General features: G+C 37.2%; 21 protein-coding genes. 6 read left to right on the top strand and 15 right to left on the bottom strand.

All coding sequences use genetic code 11. From position 1 onward, the window contains the following. Positions 1 to 18: 18 nt before the first annotated feature. Complete coding sequence (locus M9R32_RS09705; RefSeq protein ID WP_269926547.1) at positions 19 to 909, bottom strand: 5'-3' exonuclease; 891 nt, start codon at positions 907 to 909, stop codon at positions 19 to 21. A 197-nt stretch (positions 910 to 1,106) separates the two neighbouring features. Between M9R32_RS09705 and M9R32_RS09710 the strand changes: the two genes are divergently transcribed. The 3 genes from M9R32_RS09710 to M9R32_RS09720 are packed head-to-tail and all read left to right on the top strand — an operon-like array spanning position 1,107 to position 4,901. Beyond that, complete coding sequence (locus M9R32_RS09710; protein WP_269926548.1) at positions 1,107 to 2,651, top strand: spore germination protein; 1,545 nt, start codon at positions 1,107 to 1,109, stop codon at positions 2,649 to 2,651. A gap of 16 nt (positions 2,652 to 2,667) precedes the next feature. Next, positions 2,668 to 3,780, top strand: a complete 1,113-nt coding sequence (locus M9R32_RS09715) for a GerAB/ArcD/ProY family transporter (RefSeq protein ID WP_269926549.1) — start codon at positions 2,668 to 2,670, stop codon at positions 3,778 to 3,780. Then, positions 3,777 to 4,901: a Ger(x)C family spore germination protein gene (locus M9R32_RS09720; RefSeq protein ID WP_269926550.1), complete on the top strand. Its 1,125-nt coding sequence runs from the start codon at positions 3,777 to 3,779 to the stop codon at positions 4,899 to 4,901. Before M9R32_RS09715 ends, M9R32_RS09720 begins: the two co-directional genes overlap by 4 nt. Positions 4,902 to 4,938: 37 nt before the next feature. On the opposite strand, the gene M9R32_RS09725 is transcribed toward M9R32_RS09720, so the two are convergent. Beyond that, positions 4,939 to 5,892, bottom strand: coding sequence for a nucleoside hydrolase (locus tag M9R32_RS09725; protein WP_269926551.1), 954 nt, complete (start codon positions 5,890 to 5,892; stop codon positions 4,939 to 4,941). A gap of 212 nt (positions 5,893 to 6,104) precedes the next feature. On the opposite strand from M9R32_RS09725, the gene M9R32_RS09730 reads away from it, so the two are divergent. After that, entirely contained in the window at positions 6,105 to 7,319 is a 1,215-nt protein-coding gene (locus tag M9R32_RS09730; RefSeq protein WP_269926552.1) for an NAD(P)/FAD-dependent oxidoreductase, read from the top strand. Positions 7,320 to 7,496: 177 nt separating this feature from the next. Here the strand turns inward: M9R32_RS09730 and hutH are convergent, their stop codons facing one another. Further along, complete coding sequence (gene hutH, locus M9R32_RS09735; RefSeq protein WP_269926553.1) at positions 7,497 to 9,023, bottom strand: histidine ammonia-lyase; 1,527 nt, start codon at positions 9,021 to 9,023, stop codon at positions 7,497 to 7,499. Between the two features lie 149 nt (positions 9,024 to 9,172). Here hutH and M9R32_RS09740 point away from each other — a divergent pair, with 149 nt between their 5' ends. Next, positions 9,173 to 9,658 carry a DinB family protein gene (locus M9R32_RS09740; RefSeq protein WP_269926554.1) on the top strand — a complete coding sequence of 162 codons (486 nt, stop codon included), beginning with the start codon at positions 9,173 to 9,175 and terminating at the stop codon, positions 9,656 to 9,658. A 16-nt stretch (positions 9,659 to 9,674) separates the two neighbouring features. Then, complete coding sequence (locus M9R32_RS09745) at positions 9,675 to 10,226, top strand: GNAT family N-acetyltransferase (RefSeq protein WP_269926555.1); 552 nt, start codon at positions 9,675 to 9,677, stop codon at positions 10,224 to 10,226. Positions 10,227 to 10,273: 47 nt separating this feature from the next. Here the strand turns inward: M9R32_RS09745 and M9R32_RS09750 are convergent, their stop codons facing one another. The 12 genes from M9R32_RS09750 to M9R32_RS09805 all read right to left on the bottom strand — a co-directional run bounded on the left by M9R32_RS09750 (position 10,274) and on the right by M9R32_RS09805 (position 22,901). Then, entirely contained in the window at positions 10,274 to 11,605 is a 1,332-nt protein-coding gene (locus M9R32_RS09750) for a DUF4179 domain-containing protein (RefSeq protein ID WP_269926556.1), read from the bottom strand. Then, entirely contained in the window at positions 11,598 to 12,116 is a 519-nt protein-coding gene (locus tag M9R32_RS09755) for a sigma-70 family RNA polymerase sigma factor (protein WP_269926557.1), read from the bottom strand. Before M9R32_RS09755 ends, M9R32_RS09750 begins: the two co-directional genes overlap by 8 nt. A gap of 103 nt (positions 12,117 to 12,219) precedes the next feature. Then, positions 12,220 to 13,206 (bottom strand): polysaccharide deacetylase family protein, encoded by a 987-nt coding sequence (locus M9R32_RS09760; RefSeq protein ID WP_269926558.1) that lies wholly within the window; start codon positions 13,204 to 13,206, stop codon positions 12,220 to 12,222. Then, the gene (locus M9R32_RS09765) at positions 13,203 to 13,886 is read right to left on the bottom strand and encodes a hypothetical protein (RefSeq protein WP_269926559.1); all 684 of its coding nucleotides are present in this window, start codon (positions 13,884 to 13,886) and stop codon (positions 13,203 to 13,205) included. The genes M9R32_RS09760 and M9R32_RS09765 overlap by 4 nt, the downstream gene beginning before the upstream one ends. A gap of 83 nt (positions 13,887 to 13,969) precedes the next feature. Next, a complete protein-coding gene (locus tag M9R32_RS09770; protein ID WP_269926560.1) occupies positions 13,970 to 15,604 on the bottom strand; it encodes a GNAT family N-acetyltransferase in 1,635 nt (544 codons plus the stop codon). A gap of 15 nt (positions 15,605 to 15,619) precedes the next feature. Further along, on the bottom strand, positions 15,620 to 16,534 hold the full coding sequence (locus M9R32_RS09775) for an NAD-dependent epimerase/dehydratase family protein (RefSeq protein WP_269926561.1): 915 nt from the start codon (positions 16,532 to 16,534) through the stop codon (positions 15,620 to 15,622). Next, entirely contained in the window at positions 16,531 to 17,652 is a 1,122-nt protein-coding gene (locus tag M9R32_RS09780) for a glycosyltransferase family 4 protein (protein WP_269926562.1), read from the bottom strand. Before M9R32_RS09780 ends, M9R32_RS09775 begins: the two co-directional genes overlap by 4 nt. After that, the gene (locus tag M9R32_RS09785) at positions 17,649 to 18,743 is read right to left on the bottom strand and encodes an O-antigen ligase family protein (protein WP_269926563.1); all 1,095 of its coding nucleotides are present in this window, start codon (positions 18,741 to 18,743) and stop codon (positions 17,649 to 17,651) included. Before M9R32_RS09785 ends, M9R32_RS09780 begins: the two co-directional genes overlap by 4 nt. Before the next feature lie 61 nt (positions 18,744 to 18,804). Next, positions 18,805 to 20,103, bottom strand: coding sequence for a lipopolysaccharide biosynthesis protein (locus M9R32_RS09790; RefSeq protein ID WP_269926564.1), 1,299 nt, complete (start codon positions 20,101 to 20,103; stop codon positions 18,805 to 18,807). Positions 20,104 to 20,145: 42 nt separating this feature from the next. Next, entirely contained in the window at positions 20,146 to 20,892 is a 747-nt protein-coding gene (locus M9R32_RS09795) for a tyrosine-protein phosphatase (protein ID WP_269926565.1), read from the bottom strand. Between the two features lie 13 nt (positions 20,893 to 20,905). Then, positions 20,906 to 22,216, bottom strand: coding sequence for a tyrosine-protein kinase domain-containing protein (locus M9R32_RS09800; protein ID WP_269926566.1), 1,311 nt, complete (start codon positions 22,214 to 22,216; stop codon positions 20,906 to 20,908). A 4-nt stretch (positions 22,217 to 22,220) separates the two neighbouring features. Then, a complete protein-coding gene (locus M9R32_RS09805; RefSeq protein ID WP_269926567.1) occupies positions 22,221 to 22,901 on the bottom strand; it encodes a sugar transferase in 681 nt (226 codons plus the stop codon). Positions 22,902 to 22,941: the final 40 nt, after the last annotated feature.

The following is a 22,941-nucleotide window of genomic DNA, read 5'->3' on the forward strand; positions in this document are numbered from 1 at the left end:
GTTGTAGTTTCCTCCAAATTAAATCGTATATAAAGTTCGAGCGTACCGACTTGTAATGCCGTATCCCGCTTCCTCCAGTTGGTTCAACAATTGCTGACTGTATGATGGCACAATCAATTGATCCAGCTCAATTGGCAAATCCATTTCACAATGAATTGTTGCCAGTTTTTTGGACAGTTGCAACATGTCCATACTTTCTTGAATCTTCTTTTGTTGACCGGGTTTCAACTCATGTAACGCATCAATCACGCCTTCCACTGAACCATAGGTTTGAATCAGTTGCAGCGCACTTTTCGGCCCGATTCCTTTAACCCCCGGATACCCATCACTTGAATCTCCCATAAATGCTTTCACATCGGCAAAAACAGATGGCTCAATTTGATACTCTTCTACAAACCGTTCATATGTATATTCGTCATAGAGTGTATATCCTTTTTTAGTAAAAGCGATTTTCGTTGTTGGTGTAAGCAATTGCAATAAATCTTTATCGCCACTGACGATTGTGATATCAGCTTCATTTTGCCATTTGCATGCCATGGAGCCTATCAAATCATCCGCTTCCATCCCTACTTCACCGAAGTTCTTCCACCCGAGCATTTCTGAAATACTCTTTGCCATATCAAATTGAGGTAGCATTTCTTCAGGTGGTGCAGGTCGATTGGATTTATATCCATCAAATAAATCATTGCGGAAAGTGTGCATCCCCATATCCCAACAAATGGCCATATGTGTAGGCTGCATGATTTGTTTTGCACTCAGAACATGGCGGGCAAAACCTTGAACACCATTAGTTGGTACACCTTGATCATTTCTAAAATATTGTCCAAACACGGATGTTGCAAAAAACGAGCGGAATAACAGTGCCATTCCGTCGATTAATAAAATATGAGGTTTCTGATTTGATTGCATTATTTCCCCATCTTTCTGCCTTTAGCGAATGTTTTCTTTGGAATCTCTACTTATATTTCTCATGTTTAGTATAACAAATGCAGATAGGTCTGTACGAAAAGTCTGCAGTCATTAACCCATAAGAAATATTATTACTCTCTGATTGTGAGTATAGATTATTTTGTTAGAGCCTATTCTATAAGAAAGGAGGGAAAGACATGTTTAAAAAAAGATTCAATCGTAGTTCGAAGCGGGAAAAACCTTCTATTGATGCTAATGAGAATAAAAAATCAGAATCAAATCAAAAAGAAAACGTGTTTCCTTCCTCTTCAAAAGACTATCTTCAGACCATTAAAGATCACACCAATAATCCATCTGATTTAGTAGTCAAAACAATTTCTCCAAATATTACTGTTACTTATATGAATAGCTTAGTGGATGACCGGACCTTGAAAGAACAGCTCATTCCAGAATTAATAAGGCATAAGTTTGAAACACCTGAAAGCCTGAAGTCATCACTATTTATTCCAGAAGTAGATGTAGATGACCAAATAAATCATTCCGTATTATCCATGTACAACGGTACAGTGCTAATTCATTTAGATGGCTTTTCTCAAGTGGTATTGGCAAAAATCACGACAACAGTATCCCGGGCATTGGCGGCACCTGAAAACGAATCCCAAGTAATAGGTGCACAGGTAGGATTCAATGAGAGCCTCTCATCCAATGAATCGCTCATTAGACGCTACATTAAAAATCCAGAGCTTTGTAATGAGAGGTTTAATGTAGGGAAACAAACGAATACAACCGTTGCCTTTTTTTATATAAAAGGGATTGCTTCAGAGCAAATGGTCAATACCCTTCGTCAACGAATTAGTGACTTAAAAATAGATTCCTTGTTGGATAGTGCTGTCCTAGCTGAATACATCGATGATAATTCTTTGTCACCGTTTCCTCAAATGTTACTAACAGAAAGACCAGACAGGTTTTGTGACGGATTGTTGAATGGTAAATTGGGGGTTATCGTAGACGGCAGTTCCATGGCAATTCTATGCCCTCATGCATTTATTGAATTCTTTCAAAGCAGGGAAGATCAAAACCTGCGGTGGCCAATTGCATCATTTCTTCGACTTTTACGATTCAGTGCCGTTTTTCTATCCATTTATTTAACACCTCTGTATGTAGCTGCTTTAACTTTTCATTATGAAATTATTCCACAATCGTTATTAGTTCCTTTAAGTGAATCCCGAGCCCTAGTTCCTTTTCCTCCAATAATTGAAGCACTTTTACTGGAGCTAATTATTGAGTTATTAAGGGAAGCAGGAGCACGATTACCGACAAAAGTTGGTCAGACCATTGGTATCGTAGGTGGTATCGTAATCGGTACTGCAGCCGTTCAAGCCGGTATCACGAGTAATATTCTTATAATTATTGTAGCGCTCAGCGCATTAGCATCTTTTACAACTCCAAGTTATATGATGGGCAACGTGATACGAGTTGTTCGCTTCCCATTAATTCTGCTGGCTGGTTTTTGGGGTTTTTATGGAATAATGCTTGGGTTTTGCTTTATCCTAATTCATTTGATTCGTCAATCTAGTTTAGGTTCACCTTACACAGCGCCATTTTATCCTCCAAGATTTATGGATTGGCGTGATAGTATCATCAGGTTGCCGTTACCATTCACATACAAAAGGCAAAAAAGTGTAAGACCACAGAATGAAGAAAAATACCAACCCGAACCGATTAATCCAGAAAAAAGTTGAACTGAAGGTGATTTGAGTGAGAAATTCCATACAAGTAAAAGAGCAAGAAATGATCAATGCTTTTCTACTTTTTTTTGTAATTCATACGACTCAAATTGGTGTTGGTATACACGGTTTTCAACGAGTCATTTATCAGGAAGCAAAACATGATGCATGGATTTCGGTTCTACTCATTGGTATTGCCACTCACATAATTGCAATCTTTATGATTAAGACGTTGGAGATCTACGGATCGAATGATTTATATGGTATACATCAAGACATTTTCGGGAAATGGTTTGGAAATTTTTTGAATTTTATTTATATTGTTTATTGTTCTACTGCATTTTTCTCTGTGTTAAGAAACTATATTGAAGTGGTCCAAACGTGGGTTTTTCCAAATTTAGAAACATGGTTTATATCCGCTACGTTACTATTACTCGTCATTTATGCATTTACTGGAGGATTTCGTGTAATTGTTGGCATCTCTTTTTTCAGTTTCGTACTAGCCATTTGGCTTTTACCTATGTTGGTTTTTCCATTGCAATTTACTACAGCACGTAGTTTATTGCCCGTAATGGAAAACGATATTATGGATATTTTAAAAGGTGCACAATCTATGACGTTCACCATAGTAGGATTTGAAATCCTGAATGTCATTTATCCATTCATCAAGGATAAAAACAATGTGAAAAGACATGTACATTATGGATTATTGGCCACTACAATCATATACCTAAGCGTGATATTAGTTTCAATCGCCTATTTTAGCCCTGACCAATTAAATAAGTCTATTTGGGCCACCCTATCATTATTTAGCATCGTCAGATTTCCATTTATCGAGCGGTTCGAATACATTGCTGTTTGCTTTTGGATGTTGATTATCTTACCTAACCTTTGTCTATACCTCTGGGCAGCCTATCGGGGAAGCATTCGTTTAGTGAAAGTTAATTCAACCCAATTTGTTTGGATTTTTTCAATTGTGGTCTTTATGTTATCTTTATCGGTTGAAACTCGTACGGAGATCAATGCGGTTAATAATTATTTTTCCAAAGTGGGATTTTATCTCATTTTTGTTTATCCCATCTTATTATATTTGCTCGCAGTCATGAAAAAGAAATATACGACTCGTAAGGAGCGTAAAGGATGAAATTCATCAAAGTGATGTTCATATTTATTTTTTTGCTTATTACTATCGCTGGATGTGCAGAACAGAAATTACTCGAACAGGTTGGATTGACGACACTTCTTGGGTACGATTTGGGTGAGAACGAAAAATTGTCGACAACGGCTGTCATTCGTCAGGTGAATCCTGAATTCCAAAGTAATGTGGAAATCGTTTCAGCAGAGAATGAAACCGCTCGTGGTTCCCGTGCAGAAATCAACAGGAAAACATCAAAAAAAATAATGTCTGGACAAATGCGTGTGGTCCTGTTTGGAGAAGAATTGGCGGAAGACGGAATTGCCCACCATATTGATACCCTTTCGAAAAATTCCGATACAAGTGGTAGTATTATTGTCGCTGTTGTTGAGGGTGAAACAAAATCGTTACTTGAATACCAATTTCAAGAAATTGATGATATTGGAACACATATCTATAAGTTGCTTGAACAAAACATCAAAAACGAACAAATGATATCATCCAGTCTTCATGAAGTAGCGCACGATTATTACTCGCTTGGCAGAGATATAGCGATTCCGATTATTAAACGGGATAAAGAACATGTAGAAATTTCTGGAGTTGCCTTGTTCGACAAAGGTAAAATGGTTGGAAAGTTATCTACAGAAGAGAGTTTTTATGTGAAATTGAGTAGAGACCTTTATGATTCCGCGATGTTTGAAATTACAATTCCTAAAGAAGCATTACCAGAATCCCAGACGAAAAATTCACCAGAAAAAATCCCTGTAGTCATTGATACAATCAATACAAAAAAACAAGTAAAACTCATAAATCCACAAACACCGGAATTTGATATGCATATTACTGTTAATGGAAGAATGTTGGAAATCGGAGCCAATATGGATTTGGACAACCCAAAAAACGTGAAGAAATTGGAAGAAGAGATTGGCAAAAGCATAGCAAAAAATCTTGAAAGAGTTCTAGTTTATTGTCAGGACGTTAACTCCGATGCTTTTGGATTAGGAGAGTATTACCGAAGTTCCGTCAGACATTCCAACCTCACACATGAAAAATGGCACGAGTTGTATAGTACTGCTAAAGTGAATATTAAAGTTGACTTTACAATTTTGCGAAGTGGGATATTTGAATAATAGCTTACACAAATATTCTTTATCCCACTGTCATTTATTACTGTTCTCCATTTCTGGTCTTTTGTCCAATCATGACCGAAATAAATTCGGAAAAAAACTGGTTATAATCGATGTCGAATGCGATACGATGTTTTTTAACTTCGTCATCTAATTGTTCGGTTTTTAAATCGGCAATACTTTGCCCTCGTGCTGGTCCTTCGAGACGTTGAACTATTTCTACGGTTGAATTGCCAAAGATAAATAATTCAGGTTGTATGGTTGCCATTAAGGTCAGGACATCATGTAAAGGGCCTCCAGTAAGGGACGGATTGCGCTTTTTATAAAAATCCGTATAGAATTCCATTAAAGGTTTAAGAATTTTAGCTTTTCCAAATTGATCAATATAATCGACCATTTCAGGTGTGACGATTGCTTTTTGCGTCGCATTTAAAGGTATGACGGTGACATTCTTGGCATACGTAAGAACAATTTTCACTGCGACAGGATCTGCATGGAAATTCGCTTCTGCCACAGTTGTGACATTGCCAGGAATCCAAAATACACCGCCCATAATATAGAATTCCTTAACAGAATTCATCAAGTCTTTATATAAGATAAACATTGTAGCCAGTGATGTAAGGCGTCCTACATTTACAATCACCAATTCATCACGATGCTGCTCAATTATTTTTACGATTTCATAAAAGTTTTCAACGACTTGAACTCTGTTATTAGGAATGATGGGTCCAAGTCCATGTTCTCCATGTATTTCAGGATAATAAGTTGGTTGCTCCCCTGTTAAGGGAACATCAGCACCTAAAATGACAGGAATATCTTTTGGAAATTCAAACAAATTAAAGATATAGTGAATATTCGATATCGCATCTTCCCTTGAAACATTTCCATATTCTGCAACAACACCTACGATTTCGATTTCGTCATGTAAGTATGCATATATCAAGGCAATCGTATCATCAATTCCGATATCTCCAAAAAACAATACTTTCTTCACCTTAACCCTCCAATTATTTAGAATAGGTACTTTCTGACAGTCAGGTCTTTTTATATACGCTCTACATTTTACACATAGACCAATTTGATTCGAAAGATATTGCAAAAAAATTTTTCACGATAAAAAAGTAGGTTAAACATGTGGAATTAGGCTTCTTAAGTGGTTCATTTGGGTAATGACTATGTAGGAAAAAAAGAATGGAGAATGGATTCATGGATATACATAATGGCTCGCTTTTTTGGCCAACTACTTACCCACTTAGAAAACCTTTTGAAGTTAATGAAAAATTGGATTGTTATGATGTTGTGATTGTAGGTGGAGGTATGTCAGGATCTTTGTCTGCACTTGCGCTATCTGAAGCTGGATTAAGCGTAGCAATTCTGGATAAACGACATATGGCAACAGGCAGCACGATGGCAAATACAGGTCTGCTCCAATACTCGAACGATATTATGCTTTACGAACTGATTGATCAAATTGGTGAACGGGCTGCTGTTCGATTTTACCAGATGTGTTTAGATGCTGTTAAAAATTTAGAGACCGTCGCAAAGCGTCTTCCCATCTCTGCTGATTTTATCGTCCGTCCAAGTATTTGCTATGCAACTACGGAAGAGGATGTTGAAAAAATAAAAGATGAGTATGAAACATTGAAAAAGCACGGGTTTCCATGTGCATACTGGGAACCTGATGACATGTCTAAAAATTTATCTTTTACAAAGCCAGGTGCTCTTGTGACCTATGAAGATGCTGAAGTGAATCCATACCTCTTTGTTAATGGGATATTGGATTTGCTAGAACTGAATGGAACTCATTTATTTGAATTTGTGGAAGTAACGGATGCGTTGACGCAGGAGGATACAATTACGATTAAGTCTTCCGCAGGAGATTTTAAAGCCAAACAGGTAATTTACACAACTGGATATGAAACAACTCCAGTCGGAAAAAGGATTGGTGCTGAAATCAACCGTTCGTATGCAATTGTAACGAAACCCATTGAACAGTTTTCACAATGGTATCAACAAGCCTTAATATGGGAAACAGCCAGACCTTATTTGTATGCTAGGACTACAGCAGACAATCGAATCATCATTGGTGGTTTGGATGAAGAAACTGCCCAAGCACCGAAATCTGAGGAACTAATTAATAATCGGGCTGAAAAGTTACTCGATCAACTACGTGAACTCTTCCCTCAATACCAACTTGAAATTGACTATGCGTATGGTGCAACTTTTGGTGAATCCATTGATAACCTTCCATTCATCGGAGAACATCCTACAAAGAAAAATCAGTATTATTTACTCGGATATGGAGGGAATGGCACCGTTTACAGCATGCTAGGTTCACAGATCTTGCGAGATTTAATTATAGACGGCCATCATCCTGATGCCCATTTAGTGCAACTGAATCGAAAATATGGTGTTAAATGAGTGAAAGCCAGTCTCCGGTATTGGAGACTGCCTTCTTTTTGTATTGTTAATGAGATGAGCGATTGCTCAGTCTGACTTTTTGCAGAGGACGTCTGAAAAAGTGACGTTCACGTCTGACTTTTGTGGGACCACGTCTGAAAAATAACACTTCACGTCTGAAAAGTCAGGTATCCCTCGTTACTGAACCGATACTGCCTCTTTTTTCGTATAAATTGATGACGCCGTTTCATTTTTCATATGAACACTGATACGCTCGATATCTGTACTGAATATCCGATCTTCATCCATAGATGGAACGAAAGCTCTGTATTCATTCCACTTATCCTGCAACAATGGAGACATTTTGTCTTTGCCTCTGTACTCCGAACCTTGCAATGCACAGAAAGCTTCAATAGCTAATACGCGTCGTGCATTTTGAATCATATTTCCAGCGTGACGAGCACCGATTGTTCCCATACTCACATGGTCTTCCTGATTGGCCGAAGATGGAATGGAATCAACCGAAGCTGGATGAGCCAAAGTCTTGTTTTCAGATACTAAACTTGCCGCTGCATATTGCAAAATCATGGCACCTGATTGAAGTCCTGGTTGTGGACTTAAGAACGGTGGTAACCCTTCGTTTAACTGTGGATTAACTAATCGTTCGATTCGGCGTTCCGAAACATTCGCAAGCTCCGCCACTGCCAATTTCAGAAAGTCCATTGCAAAAGCAATTGGCTGTCCGTGGAAGTTTCCTCCTGAAATGATGACTTCCCCATCCTCAAAAATTAATGGGTTATCAGTTGCTGCGTTCATTTCGATTTCTAGCTTCTCTTTCACATAACCAAGTACTTGCCAGCTGGCACCGTGAATTTGCGGAATGCAACGAAGTGAATAGGCATCCTGAACACGCTTTTCACCTTGAGTCGTGACGAGTTGACTGCCTTGCAACCACTTCAGCATTCTACGTGCAACGTCAACTTGTTCTACATAGCCACGCGCTTGATGAACGGCTGGATGAAACGCATCTGTAATTCCATGAAGCGCTTCCATTGTCATCGCAGCAATCCACTCACTTTGATAAGCTAAGGTCTCCGCTTCCAGCCAGTTCACCACACCCTGAGCTGTCATCGCTTGGGTTCCATTGATTAGAGCTAAGCCTTCTTTCGCTTCTAACACAAGTGGTTCAATTCCTTTATTCCCCCATACTTCATAAGCGGGAATTTGCTTCCCTTCGTGCCAGACAAACCCTTCACCAACTAATACAAGTGCCAAATGAGACAATGGCGCTAAATCACCAGATGCTCCAAGGGATCCTTGGGAAGGAATAACTGGATGAATGGAGTGGTTGACCATATAAGCTAGGCGCTCTAATACTTCAACTCGTATGCCAGAAAATCCTTTCAATAAAGCATTCAATCGCAATACGACCATTGCACGGGACACCCGTTCTTCAAATGGTTCACCAATTCCACATGCATGTGAGCGAATTAAATGAAGTTGTAGTGCATGCACATCTACTTCATTAATGCTTACATCACTGAACTTACCGAATCCTGTATTTATGCCATAAACTGTTTTCCCTTCACGAACGATTCGCTCAACCGCTTCACGGCTTTTTTGAACTCTTGTTAGTGCATTTGAATCTAGATTTATTGTTTCGTTCTGAAATAAAATCGATCGCATTTCTTCTAAATTTAAATTCTCACCTGTCAATTTAATCATCATAAACACCCCTCTTCATCGAGTATATGTGTGCCTATAATGAACTGCAATTACTATTTTCCAAATTCTAACAAGATACAGTGGTAGTGTACTATCTTGATAAAGTGTTAAAATGGAGAATATTCACATTTTTTAGAGGAGGAATTTAAATGGAATGGTCCACAATGTTTCATTATCATAAATGGGCAACACAAAAATTATTGAATCATGTCGGTTCACAAGAAGCATCGATCTATCACAAAGAAGCGAAAAACTCCTTTCCATCCATTAGTGAAACTTACTCCCATGTCATCAGTGTTGATTACTTATGGTTTAAGCGTTTAACTGGTATTGAGAAACCGGAATGGAAACAATTCGATGTCAGTTCCGTTGAATCAACTAAGAAAGCTTTCGCAGATTTACATGAAGAAATGGAACAATTTTTCATGACTCTTACAGAGGAACAGTGGAAAGAAACTTTGAATTTTACCAATCTGAAAGGCGATCCATTTTCGAATAAACGTGAAGAAATGTTCTTTACATTTATCAACCATGCGTCGTATCATCGCGGTCAAGTGACTTCATTCCTGCGGGAGTTTGATCTGGAAGGAATTCCGGTAGACTTTATTTATTTTGCAAAAGAAATTCAAAGCTAATATGGAGGTTTTCCTGTTGTCATTTCCTGTACTAGAGTCCGAACGACTATTATTAATCGACTTAAATCAATCCCATGCTGTCCACCTGTTCAATCAGTTCTCTCGTGAAGATGTCACCAGGTATTATGGAATGGACCCCCTCACAACATTGGAACAAGCTGAGAAAATGATTGCGAATATGAATAAAGGCTACTCGGAAAAACGTTCTGCACGTTGGGGTATTCAAATCAAAGAAACAGGAGAATTAGCTGGAACAATTGGCTTGAACAATCTTCAGCTATGGAGCAAAAAGTGCGAAGTTGGCTATGATTTGCATCCTGATTATTGGGGTAAGGGGTATGTAAATGAAGCTCTTGAAAAAGTATTGTCACATTGCTTTGAGACACTTGAGCTATCCCGAGTTGGTGCTGTTACCTTTCCCGACAATGAAGCTTCGTGGAAGTTGTTGCTGAAATCTGGGTTTGTAAAAGAAGGATTACTGCGAAATTACCTATATCAGGGTGGGGAAAATCACGATGCTTTTGTGTTTTCCATAACAAAAGAGGACTGGAATCAACATCATTCATAATCAGAAAAAGAGGATGCCACAACTTTTGTGGGCATCCTTTTTTGCACTTACTTAATTGGATTTTTTAATTCTAGCTTCACATCACCCTCAATGTAATTTGGATATGCAGATAATTCAAATTGAAGAGGATTTTTGTAATCGGTTGTTTCAAAATTAATGGATGAATAGCTTTCCATTTTTCCTGCATCATACCTCATTGAGGAAGATGGTGAATGTATTATTTTCCCTTCGGTATCTTGAATTTTACTGGTTAAATCAAAGCTGTAATCTTGCTCTTCTGCCTGAGTTAAGAAGAAATTCGCCTGTTTTTTATTTGTATCACCCAATTGTAAGCGTCCATCACGAGGGCTGTTCAATAAGATGTTCTTTTCTGTATCTACAACTACAATAGCTTCATCCTGATTAATTGCCTGTAACTTATTAACGCGTAAATATAGTTTTTTTGGTTGTTCAAAATAATTGCTTTGTAAGTATATCGTTTGTTCTAACTCTCCTACTCCACTTCCACTAATTCCACCTCTAGAACCCCAAATCTCTCCATTTTCATCTTCTAAACGTAAATCTGTAAAATTTAAGATTTTTTTTGAGTTTTCCGGATTTAGTGAAATTCGTACATCTACTCGGAGCGGATGAATGGTTACTTCTTCAATCGTGAACTTTTGTTTTTTAATTTCAACTTCTTTACTTAACACAAACTTATGGCTTGGTTTCACATTTTCGGGTACAGTAAATGGAATAGTAAATTCATTTACTGTTCCTGCTTGATCAATAGTCATTAAAAGTGAAAATGATAAATCACTAAACTTCGTTGGCTCTTGAAAATGAAAATCGATCTTATTGCTAAACTCTTTAATTGACTGATCATCATGAGTTACACTAAAACTACTGCTACTAGGTTGACTAATTTCGTTATTTTTCAATTCCACATTTTGAACCCGCACATTTTTAATTGTTTCGTCAGACTTAACGGTGTAAAAGACATTGATTCCCGATTCGTCCAGGATGACACCATCCACAGTCAGCGTTAAATCTCCCTTGGTTTGAGAAGCATTTATTTTTTGGAAATAGTCATTTTCAAAAGCTGATGTTAAGCCCTTATCATAGTGTATCATTGCAACAATTTTCTCAAGGCCCGGTATAGCTGATACCGCATTCGCAAAAGCTGGGGACACTCGAATAGATGTTGCCATAGTTATCAGTAAAAGTGCAGCTGCAATCATTCCAAAATATCGTATTCTTCTCTTTTTCTTTCTCACTTTCTCACGCTTTGCACGTTCAAATCCTTGTAAAATTGCGCCATCTACCATTTCTGTAGGTATATTCACATGTTCAAGCTGTTGGCGAAGTTCATCCAACTTCTCTTCCTCTTTTTCATACATGATCCATTTCCCCTTTCTCCGTCAGATGTTGGCGCAGCGTTTTTAAGATTTTGTGAAGACGGGATTTGACCGTACCCTCCGGGATATTTTCCATAACTGCAATATCTTTAATCTTCGTATCCTGAAAATATTTCATATACACTAATTGTTGTTCCTGTTCAGATAGCTTTTTTAAGGCTTCCTGCAATTCGAGTTGAACCGTTCCATCATCTATTGAAATTTCATTTAAAGTCTCATTAATTGTAAAACGTTTCTTTTTCTTTAACTGATCCTGGCAATAATTCATCATGATACGAGTCAACCACGTCTTAACGTAGGATGGTTCTTTGACTTTATGCATATTTTTATAAGCACGATAGATTACTTCCTGCATTGCTTCTAGCGCATCGTGTTCATTTCTTAAAAAAGCAAATGCTGTGCGGTACAATCCTTCTTTATTAACTTGCATGACAAGCAGAAATGACTCATCATCCCCTGCAATCGCTCGCTTTACGATTTCCAAATCCCCCAACCTATATCCCTCTTTTCGACCTCTGTTATATATTAGACATTTAACATTAGAAAAAGTTCATTTTAAAAACAAAAAAACCTGCCACTATATCGTAGTGGGCAGGCTAAAGATGCTCAAGTTGTATTTTTTGTGCAGCTTCCTTCATATTTAAACTCACAAACGAATACCGCTTCTTTAATATTTCAACATGTTCGAATATACTCTCTAAAAACCGCATGTTTTCATCCAAATTCAAACCGAAGTTATGCGGATGCCACCAAAGATGATAAATCTCTCCTTTTTTGGCGGCATAGGTAAGACTATTTTTAATTCGATTTAAACGGAAAGATTCCAACATTTTCATTTTATTACTATAAGGTCGGAGAAAACGACTTGCTGGCAGGTTAATTATAGGATCTTGTCTACTCTTTTCCAACTTATACGTATGATGCCCAGTCAAATTGATATAGTGATCAACTAACCGTGTCGCCCTTTTGAGTGGGTGTTGTTGACCATAATTACATGCCTCATACACCCAGTTTTTTTCGTTTCCTCTGTAACTGATTACTCCATGTTTTTTACAAATCTCCAAGTAATGGTGATCCGTTTGATTTCTTGGGAAAATAAATGATTTCATATCAACATGCCGCATTTCTAAAATGTTCTTACAAGCGATTAAATCCGCTTCAAATTGTTCTGATGTTTGTCCTTCTTCGAGACAGTAAAAATGTGAAAAAGTGTGTGACCCGATTTCTTGATGAGGCGTTTCAGCAATTCCCCTAAGAAACGATGCGCCAAAATGATAGGGATCCATTGATTCGTCGTCACCTACCATATCCAGTTTTTCGTAAGGGGAAAAATGAGAATTGAGATAGGAAGGTTTTATTTCGGGCAAGTGTTCCAACATCTCTTGTTTCGTAACAAAACATAATAAACCAACCACTCCCCAGGTTGCGTGAACATCATATTGCTTAAACAGGTCTAACATTCGAGGAATTGCTTTTCTTGCCCCCAGTAATTGAGCTCCGTACTGTTCCAACGAAAACACATCATGTACTCCCCAGTTCAGCTCAAAGTCCAGTGAAACAATCAATGCTCCCGAGTTGGTCATCGATTTTTCCAACGAGAATTCATTTTCACTTTACGTATCCATAAAATAAACGTTCCCATCCTATTTTTTGGAACATAACCGGAATATGCTTTCACTATTTCGCCCCCAAAGCCCATTTTAAATTGACGAATGTTTTCATCAGTTGTCAAACTTCCTAAATCATAAATTGCATGTCCATTCTTTTTGAACCATAAAATATTTTTCCATAGTAAGTAACGACTTGCCAAACTGTAAAGACGTTTTAGATCCGAAGAATTATTTTTTCTGTAATGTGAAGCAGAATACAAGGTCAATGCCCTTATACGATCTGTCAGGTAAATGCGATAACACAAAGTCTCCTCTTTTTCTCCCAAAATTTTCGTTAAGACGAGGGCATGTTGGTCGCGTAACAATTGCAACGTTTTCAAGTGAAAAGCATTACATCGATGGGTGTGTTTGTTTTTGGCAAAATGATTGTAGAATTTCTGAAAGAGTAGTAATTCTTGATTTGTGGGATCAGTTTGAATAATGTGTGTAAATGATTTTGCTGCAGCTTGTTTAATTTGACTTCGGTTAGACTTCTTTAGGTTTCCAAAGAGTATTTCTTCTGGCAAATTTAAATCAATTTGGTAGGTTTCGTGTTCAGATAAATTGGAGATCGGGATTAGAGCGTTTGAATAGCTGATAATAGATGATGACAAATTCTCCTCATGCGGTTGTGTTGCATAATAAACTTGACCAATTTTTATATACCAACTTGTTCTTATGAGGCTTAATATACGGGTCACTCCCTGGGTGTAGAGTACGCAGAAACTTGAGTTGAAGATTTAGAAAAAACACTTTTCTTTTTTACACTTTTCACATGTGTAAACCCTAATTGTTGTAAGTGCTTTTCAACTAATGGATCTTTCTTTGATGTCGATACATAAATATCATGCACATTTTTATTTTCTTGTCTCAAGAACGAACACATACTCGACAAGTTATGAATTTGCCATTCTGCTATAAAGGCACTGTTCTTTGGCAATGGTTGCAGATAATCGACTTCATCTACACGAATGACACGAGGGTGCATCCAAAACAGCGAAATTGTGGAATCACCATAAGGCTTAAATCCTTTGTAAAACCACTTATTTAATTGAGATAAGTTATGGTGTCTTTTCCTAGCCTCTGGATAAAAGAGAGATTGAAATTCCCTCCCCACTTCATTTCCATTAGTTTGCTGATAAATATCAACAGATTTTTGAAAGTAGATTTTCCCTAACAGTCTCCAAATAGCTCTTCTCCATTCTTTAAACGTTGCATTTCGAAGAAAATAAAGTTTTCGCCCGATAAACTCCCGCTTAAATAAAACGATTTTATAATTCTTTTTTAAAACAGCATGAATATGGCCTTTGCCTCTAATAAGTTGGTAGACCATTTGGGCTTGCCATTCGTTCGATGAAAATATGAAGTTATTCGTATAATCTACTCCTGTATTCCATTCGAATTTATAAGGTTCATAACCAATGCTCAAATCAAAAATTCTTATTGAATTCTTTTGGCTATTGGCGATTAATTCTTTATCCAATATCGTTCCGGGTCCATATATATCAAAATCTGGATCGTGTCCAATTACATATCCAACCATACGTCCCCGGCAATTCAATTCGTATGAAAAAGCAATCATCTGGTTATCAAGATACAACCCTTCTACTCTTGCGTTCATCGGACCTTCATTTATGTTCAGCAATGCACGATAAAATTTCTTATGTTCTTCACTCGTAAATTGACTCGTATCCATTTTCTGTTTCCACCGTTTGTCATGCAGGGCGAAGACACAATCGATTTCATCAAGACTACTTGTCTTTTGTGTTACTTCACCTAAATATTTAAGTCTCTTTTCCCTTCGATCCAGCCCGTGAATTTTTCTTCTTTTTTTCAAATAGTCCTCAAGATTGAGCTCTTGCGTCTTAATAAATGGAGTAACTACTGAAAAGATTGTGGGTTCACAATTTCTTTTTGCTAAATAAAGACTCAGTATATTTGTAGAAGGACTGCTTGATAATAAGCCATGTAAGTTAAAAATGCATTTTGGCATCGAACGCTTTAACTCATCAAAAACAAACTCAATTACTTCTTCTCGTAAATGGTTATAGACAACAAAGTCCATATAATTCGCTTCTCCACGTCCTATAAACTCAATTAATGTGGTCTTCCATTTGCGAGTGATTTGAAAAGGGAAAAATGCAATCACTTTCTCATCTTTTTCGACTACGATGAATTCAATTGCTCGATTTACCCCAATGTATCTCCACCAGTTTTCCACCCATTGAAACTCGATAAAGGGGTTATCGTTTTGATTGACTTCCAAAATGTGATCCCAGTTTTTTTTATACGGCAACAAGTTATCTAGTTTTCGAATATGGTAGAGTTTCAAATTGCTCACCCCCAGTTATTTGCTAGCATTATATGTGACAATCGTTTCGGATAATCCTTCTTCTAAGGAATGAGTTGCTTGCCAACCCAGTTCATTAATTGCTTTTTCGTTCCCCAGAAAACTTTTTTCAATCTCTCCCTGTCGCAAAGGATATTTTTGAGGTTCAGCGGTAATACCTGCTAATAACGATGTCATAGCAAAAAGTTCATTAATTGTTGTTTCTGAACAAGAGCTTATATTAAAAATGCCAGTTTTTGTACTTTCCATGGCAGTTCTGCAGGCTTGCGCTACATCTTTCACATAGATAAAATCACGTGTTTGATGTCCTCCATAAATCACCATCTCTTCAGCATTCAGAAGTTGATTAATAAAAATAGAAACGACTCCCGCTTCCCCTAGTGCATTTTGGCGTGGTCCATAAACATTTGAAAAACGCAATATACAAGAGGGCAAATCATATAAGCTTTCGTATAATTGGGCGTAACGTTCGCCTGACCATTTGGACAGAGAATAAAACGACAAAGGATTAAGCGGGAATTTTTCATCTACAGGAAGTACTTGTGGATTCCCATATACAGCCGCGGACGATGCGATGACGACTTTTTTGACACAGTGGAGTCTGGCATACTCTAAAACTTTTAAAGTTCCTATAATATTCGTGAGTCCATCTTGAATGGGATCTTCAAACGACTTCATCACTGAAGCTTGTGCTGCCAAATGAATGACATAATCAGGTTTTTCTTCTTCAAAGACATTTTTCAGGTGCGCCTCATTTATATCTACACAATAGACCTTACAATCTTCGGGCAAATTTCTACTATTTCCAGCGCTGAAATTGTCTACGACAACAACTTCATAATTATGTTCTATACATTCATCCACTACATGAGATCCTATAAATCCTGCCCCACCTGTAATCAATACTTTCAACAATCCTTCTCCTTTTTCTTCTTGATGTCTACAACATTTTGATACACTCTCTTAGTTTGAAAATACATTTTCTCAAAGGTAAACTGTTCATCGAACAATTCCTTGCTTCGTTTTCCCATCACTTCTCTTAATGAAGCATCCGTTAATAATTCCGTCAGTCTTTCGAGAAGGATTTCTTGATTTTGTTTGGGTATTAAAAAACCGTTTTCCTTATCGATTACTGATTCCTTTACACCCCCAACGTCTGATGCAATAATGGGCAACCCCGCTTGCATGGCTTCTAGAATACTTAATGGCAAGCCTTCATAATCGGAAAGCATAACGAAAATTTGCGAATCTCTTAGTGGGGACTCAATTGACTTCATTGCACCGTAGAAAAGAACTCGTTCTTGTAAATGATGAATTTGAACATAATGTTGCGCCTCTGTTAATTGAGTTCCTTCCCCCACGAATGATAGTTGCCAAGGAAGATGTTTAATTTTTTCACATGCTTGAATTAAATCCATTTGTCTTTTTGGAACATCAAATCTGGCGACCATTAGGATGTTTATAAATGAATTCTTTTTATTTTCTGTAGGTAGTCTTTTTAGTGGTAATACTCCGTTATGAATCGTTTTAATTTTATGGCTTGGTAATACACCATTGGAAATAGCCAACTCTCGATCATAATTTGAAACGGTAATTACACGATCGGTTATTTTTCCAAGCATTTTTTCAATTGTGATATAAGCCATTCTCTTCTCAGATGAAATCCCTTCAGTAAATGCCCATCCATGTGCTGTAAAAACAGTCGGAATTCCGAGTGATCGAGCAGCGATTCGACCAATTAAACCCGCTTTAGAAGAATGAGTGGCTACTAAATCAGGCTTAGTTCTTTTTAGTAACTGTCGAACTTCAAAGATGGCTCGTACATCATAATATGGGTGCACTGCCCTTTTAAGAGACAGACTTTGAAAATATGTTATATTCTGATCAATCTCCAAAGATGAATTTAATCTTTCGCCAGAGATAATTGACACCTCATATCCTTCTGCTACCAGGCGATTAGACAAATCCCGAACATGTACTTGGGCTCCACCAATCGTATCCATTCGAGTAATCACTTGTACAATTTTCACCCGTCATCTCCTCTTATTATTGGTGCACACCATGCAAGGGCTAAAATTAACCAAAAGTGACGCCAATGAAGTGTATCAATGAAAGCGCTATTGAAGGTAAGACCAATTAAAGAAGCAACTATGATTGAGAAATAGGCGGCTGTCTCATTACTAGATCGCTTATAGGATTGATAGGCTTTGTGAATGCTAATGGATAAGAGAAAGACAAAAAGAAAAACGCTCAGAATTCCATTTTCGGTTAAAATTCGGGCATACAAACTGTGCGGGGCAATCTGAAAAGTATATTCTGATTGTCCAGGTCCGATACCAATTGGATTTCTCAAGCCTGTTAAGATTGCTTCCTTTTGTGTTGCAAAACGCGAATCATCATATCTTTGCAAGCTCAATCGAGATTGGAATAAGCTCTTTACAAATGGACTGTTTGCCAACCATATCAACACCGGTATACAAAGGATGCCAAGGCTAATAAATGTCTTTATTCTTTCTTTCAGAAGTTCTTTTTTTGCTAATGTAAGGTATACCAAGAAAGATATAACCCAATTCCCCCATGCCGCTCGAGAAAAACAAACGAAAATAGCGGTAAGCAGCAACAAAAAGGTAAATGCATAGAGTGTCTTCTTTATTTTTGAAGAGGTTTCATTTTCAAACAGACTAATGGCATACAGAGATGGCATGATTAAAAATGGTCCAAAAACATTGGGATCTTTAAAGAATGCTTTCGCTCTCCCGAACATCAATAATAAATCGTCATAGGGAAGATAACGAAAATAAGCAAGAATTCCAATGACTGCAGATAGGACAGCCGTAATTAAATAACCATTCATAATGACTTTTAAGAGAGACGATTTTAATCTTTGACCAATGCCTACGATTGAAAACCAGGAAAACATTAAATAGATGGTGATAGCTAAATAAGCAACGCCCACTTGAAGTTCTCTGGCAGCGAGCAAAGAGGTTAATTGAAATATTAAAAACAATAACATTACAATGAGCGGAATAAACACATCTCGTGTAAAACTCGTAAGATATAAGAGCAAACTTCCTCCAATAACCAATACCATTAAAAAATCATATGGTGATGGCTCAATCAAAACGAATGAACTCGTCAGCATCGTAAAAAACAATAAATATGTAAACCATTTAGGGACACGCTCAATCATGAATGATCTCCTCTTGCTTTGGAGCGTTCATGGTACTCCAAGCAAAAATTCCGTGTATCAAATACCCAAGTGCACTCATTAAACTAATGCATACCAACGAAGCGGATGGGCTGATGAAAAATTCCAATGCCAAAAATAATGAAAGACAAATTAATATAAATCGAATCAATTCGCTAATGAATTGTTTTCCAAGAGCATTAAATACATAAAAATTAGCAGAAATTGGATTAATAATGATTTTCATGAAATATAAAACGGCTAAGATTTGTATGAATTCTGCTGCTGGAATCCACTGTTCCCCGAAAACAAGTTTTATCGCAAGATGGGCAAATATAGCGACTAGACCTATAATGACCAACCCCATATAAAACATTTTCTTCACCGTATCCCAAAAGAATTGTCGGAATTTCTCAGGTGTATCTCTTGAAGTTATTGCTGCTTGAGACAAATATACTTGAGAAGCCGAAAATCCGATTAACCCCTCTGGTATCGTCAGTATCTTTTGCGCAAGGAAAAACCAGCCTGCCGTTTTCGCATCAAAATGAGCAGCTAAATAAAATATAGGCATCTGGCTTCCTAAACTATTAATCAATGCAGCCCAACTGGAAACAATGGGATAGGATTTATAACCGACTAACACCTTTAGTAACGATTTTGGTTTTATTTTAAAAGTTGTTGTCTTTGTTTTATTAATTAATCGGAAGTAATCAAGAGATCCAGCAACTCTACCAATGATTTCTCCAATCAGTAATCCTAGTAAGCCTAAATTGAATAAGCCTAGACCAAGCTGAGCAGCTATTTGACTCGAATTCATTGTCATTTTCGCCCGGGATATCATCATGTATTGTTGTTGTCTCAAAGCCCAGCTGTTGAAACCCTGAAACAGCCCGATACCAAGTAAACTGAATGACAGCATCCACATGTAGGCGTCCAATGTTGGGACATTTAAGTATTGAGCAAGTGGAACAAAAAAGAAGAGTACAAATAATAATCCACTTATAAGAAATGCAAAGCCAATCGATAAAACAAGTAAATGAAAAGCATCGTCATCATCTTCTGGAAGGGGGATTGCCATTTCATATCTTAAAGAAACGAGAATGGTTCCCGTAAATAAGAGGGATAAAAAAACAGAGTACACACCAAATTCTTCAGGTGTATACATTCTAGTTAACAATGGAGTTGTTAAGACAATTAATAAATTTGATAAAGCTGTTCCTGCCATTAATACAGATAAACTTCTAAAAAATGGGTTAAATAATAATTTATTTTTCCACTGTAGAAATCGATTCACCTGACCATAGCCTCACTCTCTTTCATTTCACTAATAACATTCCTATCCCTTCAGTGTTTTCGGCAAGAGCGTTTGGAATTCTTTACCTTCTACCACATGAATCGCATTCAGTTGTAAATAGTCGACAAATTGTTTACCCATCTTTTGTTGAATGACGCGGTATGCTTGTTTAATTAAAAATGGACGCTGAGAAATATTATGTGCATCAGAAGCAATGAAATGAACGATATGAGACTGGCATAGCTTCATCACAAATCGTTGCAGATTTTTTCCGTTTGAACCTGTAACACTGCCGGCCGTTATTTGTACAAGAGCACCTCGCTGAACCAAATCAAAAAGCTTTTTGGGTTCGCGAAGAAATTCCGCATTCTTTTCTGCATGCGCAATAATCGGGATATATCCTTTTAACTGAAGCTCATAAAAAATGGAATCAGTGAATTGAGGAATGTGATGTGTTGGAAATTCGATTAATACATATTTATGACTGTCCCCAAGCGTCAATGCTTGGTCAGCTAACTCATCAATCAATTCCCCATGAAGATGTATTTCCATACCCGGACAAATTGTTATCGGAATTTCTTTCAGTTGTAAGAATTCATTCAGTATGCGAATAGAATATTTAATTTCATCCACATTTTGAATGAACACTCCATTACGATGATGAGGTGTTGCTACAATATGAGTTACTCCATTTTGTACTGCATTTTCTATAAGACGTATGGCTTCTATTTCGGTAGCCGGACCATCATCAAGCCCAGGTAAGACGTGATTGTGTATATCGACAAGCAAATTGGTCCCTCCCTTAATAATAATAAGAATTTGATTGGATAGAGCTTTCTGCCTTGTTTAATATAGTTCCGATCAGTGGAGCTTGGACTTGTTTTAACTGTTCGATCGAGTAAATAGACTGTTCAAGCCTAGAAGTCTCTGCATTTACTACAAACAAGCAACCATCCACATTTTCAGAAACATGTAGTGTATCAGCAACTAGTAAGGGTGGAGTATCGACAATTATAATATCAAATTGCTTTTTCAATTCGTCCAAGAAATATGCAAATTTTGGTGAAGACAAAAGCTCGGTAGGGTTTGGGGGAACGGGACCTGCACTGATGAAAGAAAGGTTTGGTACTTTAGTGGGCTGAATGATATCTTCCAGAATATGATCACCTGCTAAATAGGATGTAACACCTAGTCTTTTCGGTAATTGAAATAATTTGCGCCCAGTTGCTCTTCTTAAATCCGCATCAACATAAACCGTTTTCTTCTGATCCATCGCAAATACAATACTTAAATTTGCGCTAACAAAAGATTTTCCATCACCTGGCTCGGCACTTGTAACAAGCAACGTTTTAGCACTATTTTTTGATAGAACATAGAGGAGATTGGCACGAATGGAACGGAACATTTCTGTAAAGACATCGTGGGGCTCAAGATCGTTTATGAGCTTTCCTTCTCCTGTAGGAATAACTCCGATGACAGGATATCCAAGAGCTTTTTCAGCTTTTTCAGGTGTATCGAGTACGGTGAAGAACATTTCTTTAATCAAAACAATAATATAACTAACCAAAAATCCAACAATTGCTGAAATGACAAAGAACAACACCGGATTTGGCTTAATGGATTTTGTGTCTTCACCGACTATAGCGGGACTTAATATATGGACATTTTCCAAATTCATTAACGATTTGATTTCTTCTTGGAATGTATTTGCCAGTGTATTGGACAAGTTCGTTGCTTTTTCAGGAGTTTGCCCTTCAGCCAATATGGTTAATATTTGCGAATTGATGTTCGATTCAATTTTTACTTTTCTATTTAATTCCTCTTTCGTAAACGTTTCTTTTAGTGAACCATTTACTTTATTTAAGATGCGATTGCTCTTCATTAAATATTTATAGGTTTCTATCAGACGTAAGTTTGCTTCAATTTCCCCGCTGGAAACAACATCCGCCGTTGTGAAGTTAACAAGTACATCTGTTTTCGATTCAAATTTAGGTGGAATAGCAAAGCTACCAATACCTCCGATAAGGGTTATAAATAAAGTGACCAAAAAGATAAACTTCTTTTTCTTATAAAACAATTTAATAAAATCACGAATCTCAAATGAACGTTTCATGAAGTTAATAGGCCCCCTTACCTCTCCAAATTGCTACAATTGTCAGCATTAGAATTTTCATATCCAGTTTAAAAGAACAATTATTAACGTAATATAGATCATGGTCGATTTTATGCCCGTGACAACTATCAGCTCGCCCATTTACTTGTGCCCAACCAGTTAAGCCGGGTTTCATCGATAGCCGCTTCATTTGAAGGTCATTGTAACAGTTTGTAATTTCCGGAATTTCTGGTCGAGGCCCAATCAAACTCATTTCGCCTCGTAACACATTCAAAAGCTGAGGCAGCTCATCAATACTTGTTTTTCTTAGAATCGCACCAACTTTTGTCACCTCGGAATTATGAGGCGATTTAAAAATAAAATCATTTGGAACTCCGTCATTCCAATGGAAGCTAAGTTTACTGGTATTTGAAACGCTATTCTTCATCGTTCGAAATTTAAGTATCTGAAAAGGTTGATTTAAAAGGCCCGTCCTAGTTTGAGTAAACAGAAGAGGTCGCCCCGAAAAAACTAATAAGAGTAAAGCAACCAAGGGATATAGCGGAATCAATAAAATTAGTAATATTGACGATACACACAAATCCAAACAGCGTTTTCCAATACGCCGATAAATCCAAAGTGTGTTTTGTACTTGCATTAATGAACGAATTCTTTCCAGATTCGCTCCTCCTTCAAAAAAATACATTTACGAATCTAATCTATAACCTACTTGATTATATTCCGCC

Source organism: Paenisporosarcina quisquiliarum, from assembly GCF_027563315.1.
In the GTDB taxonomy this organism is placed as follows: Bacteria; Bacillota; Bacilli; order Bacillales_A; family Planococcaceae; genus Paenisporosarcina; species Paenisporosarcina quisquiliarum.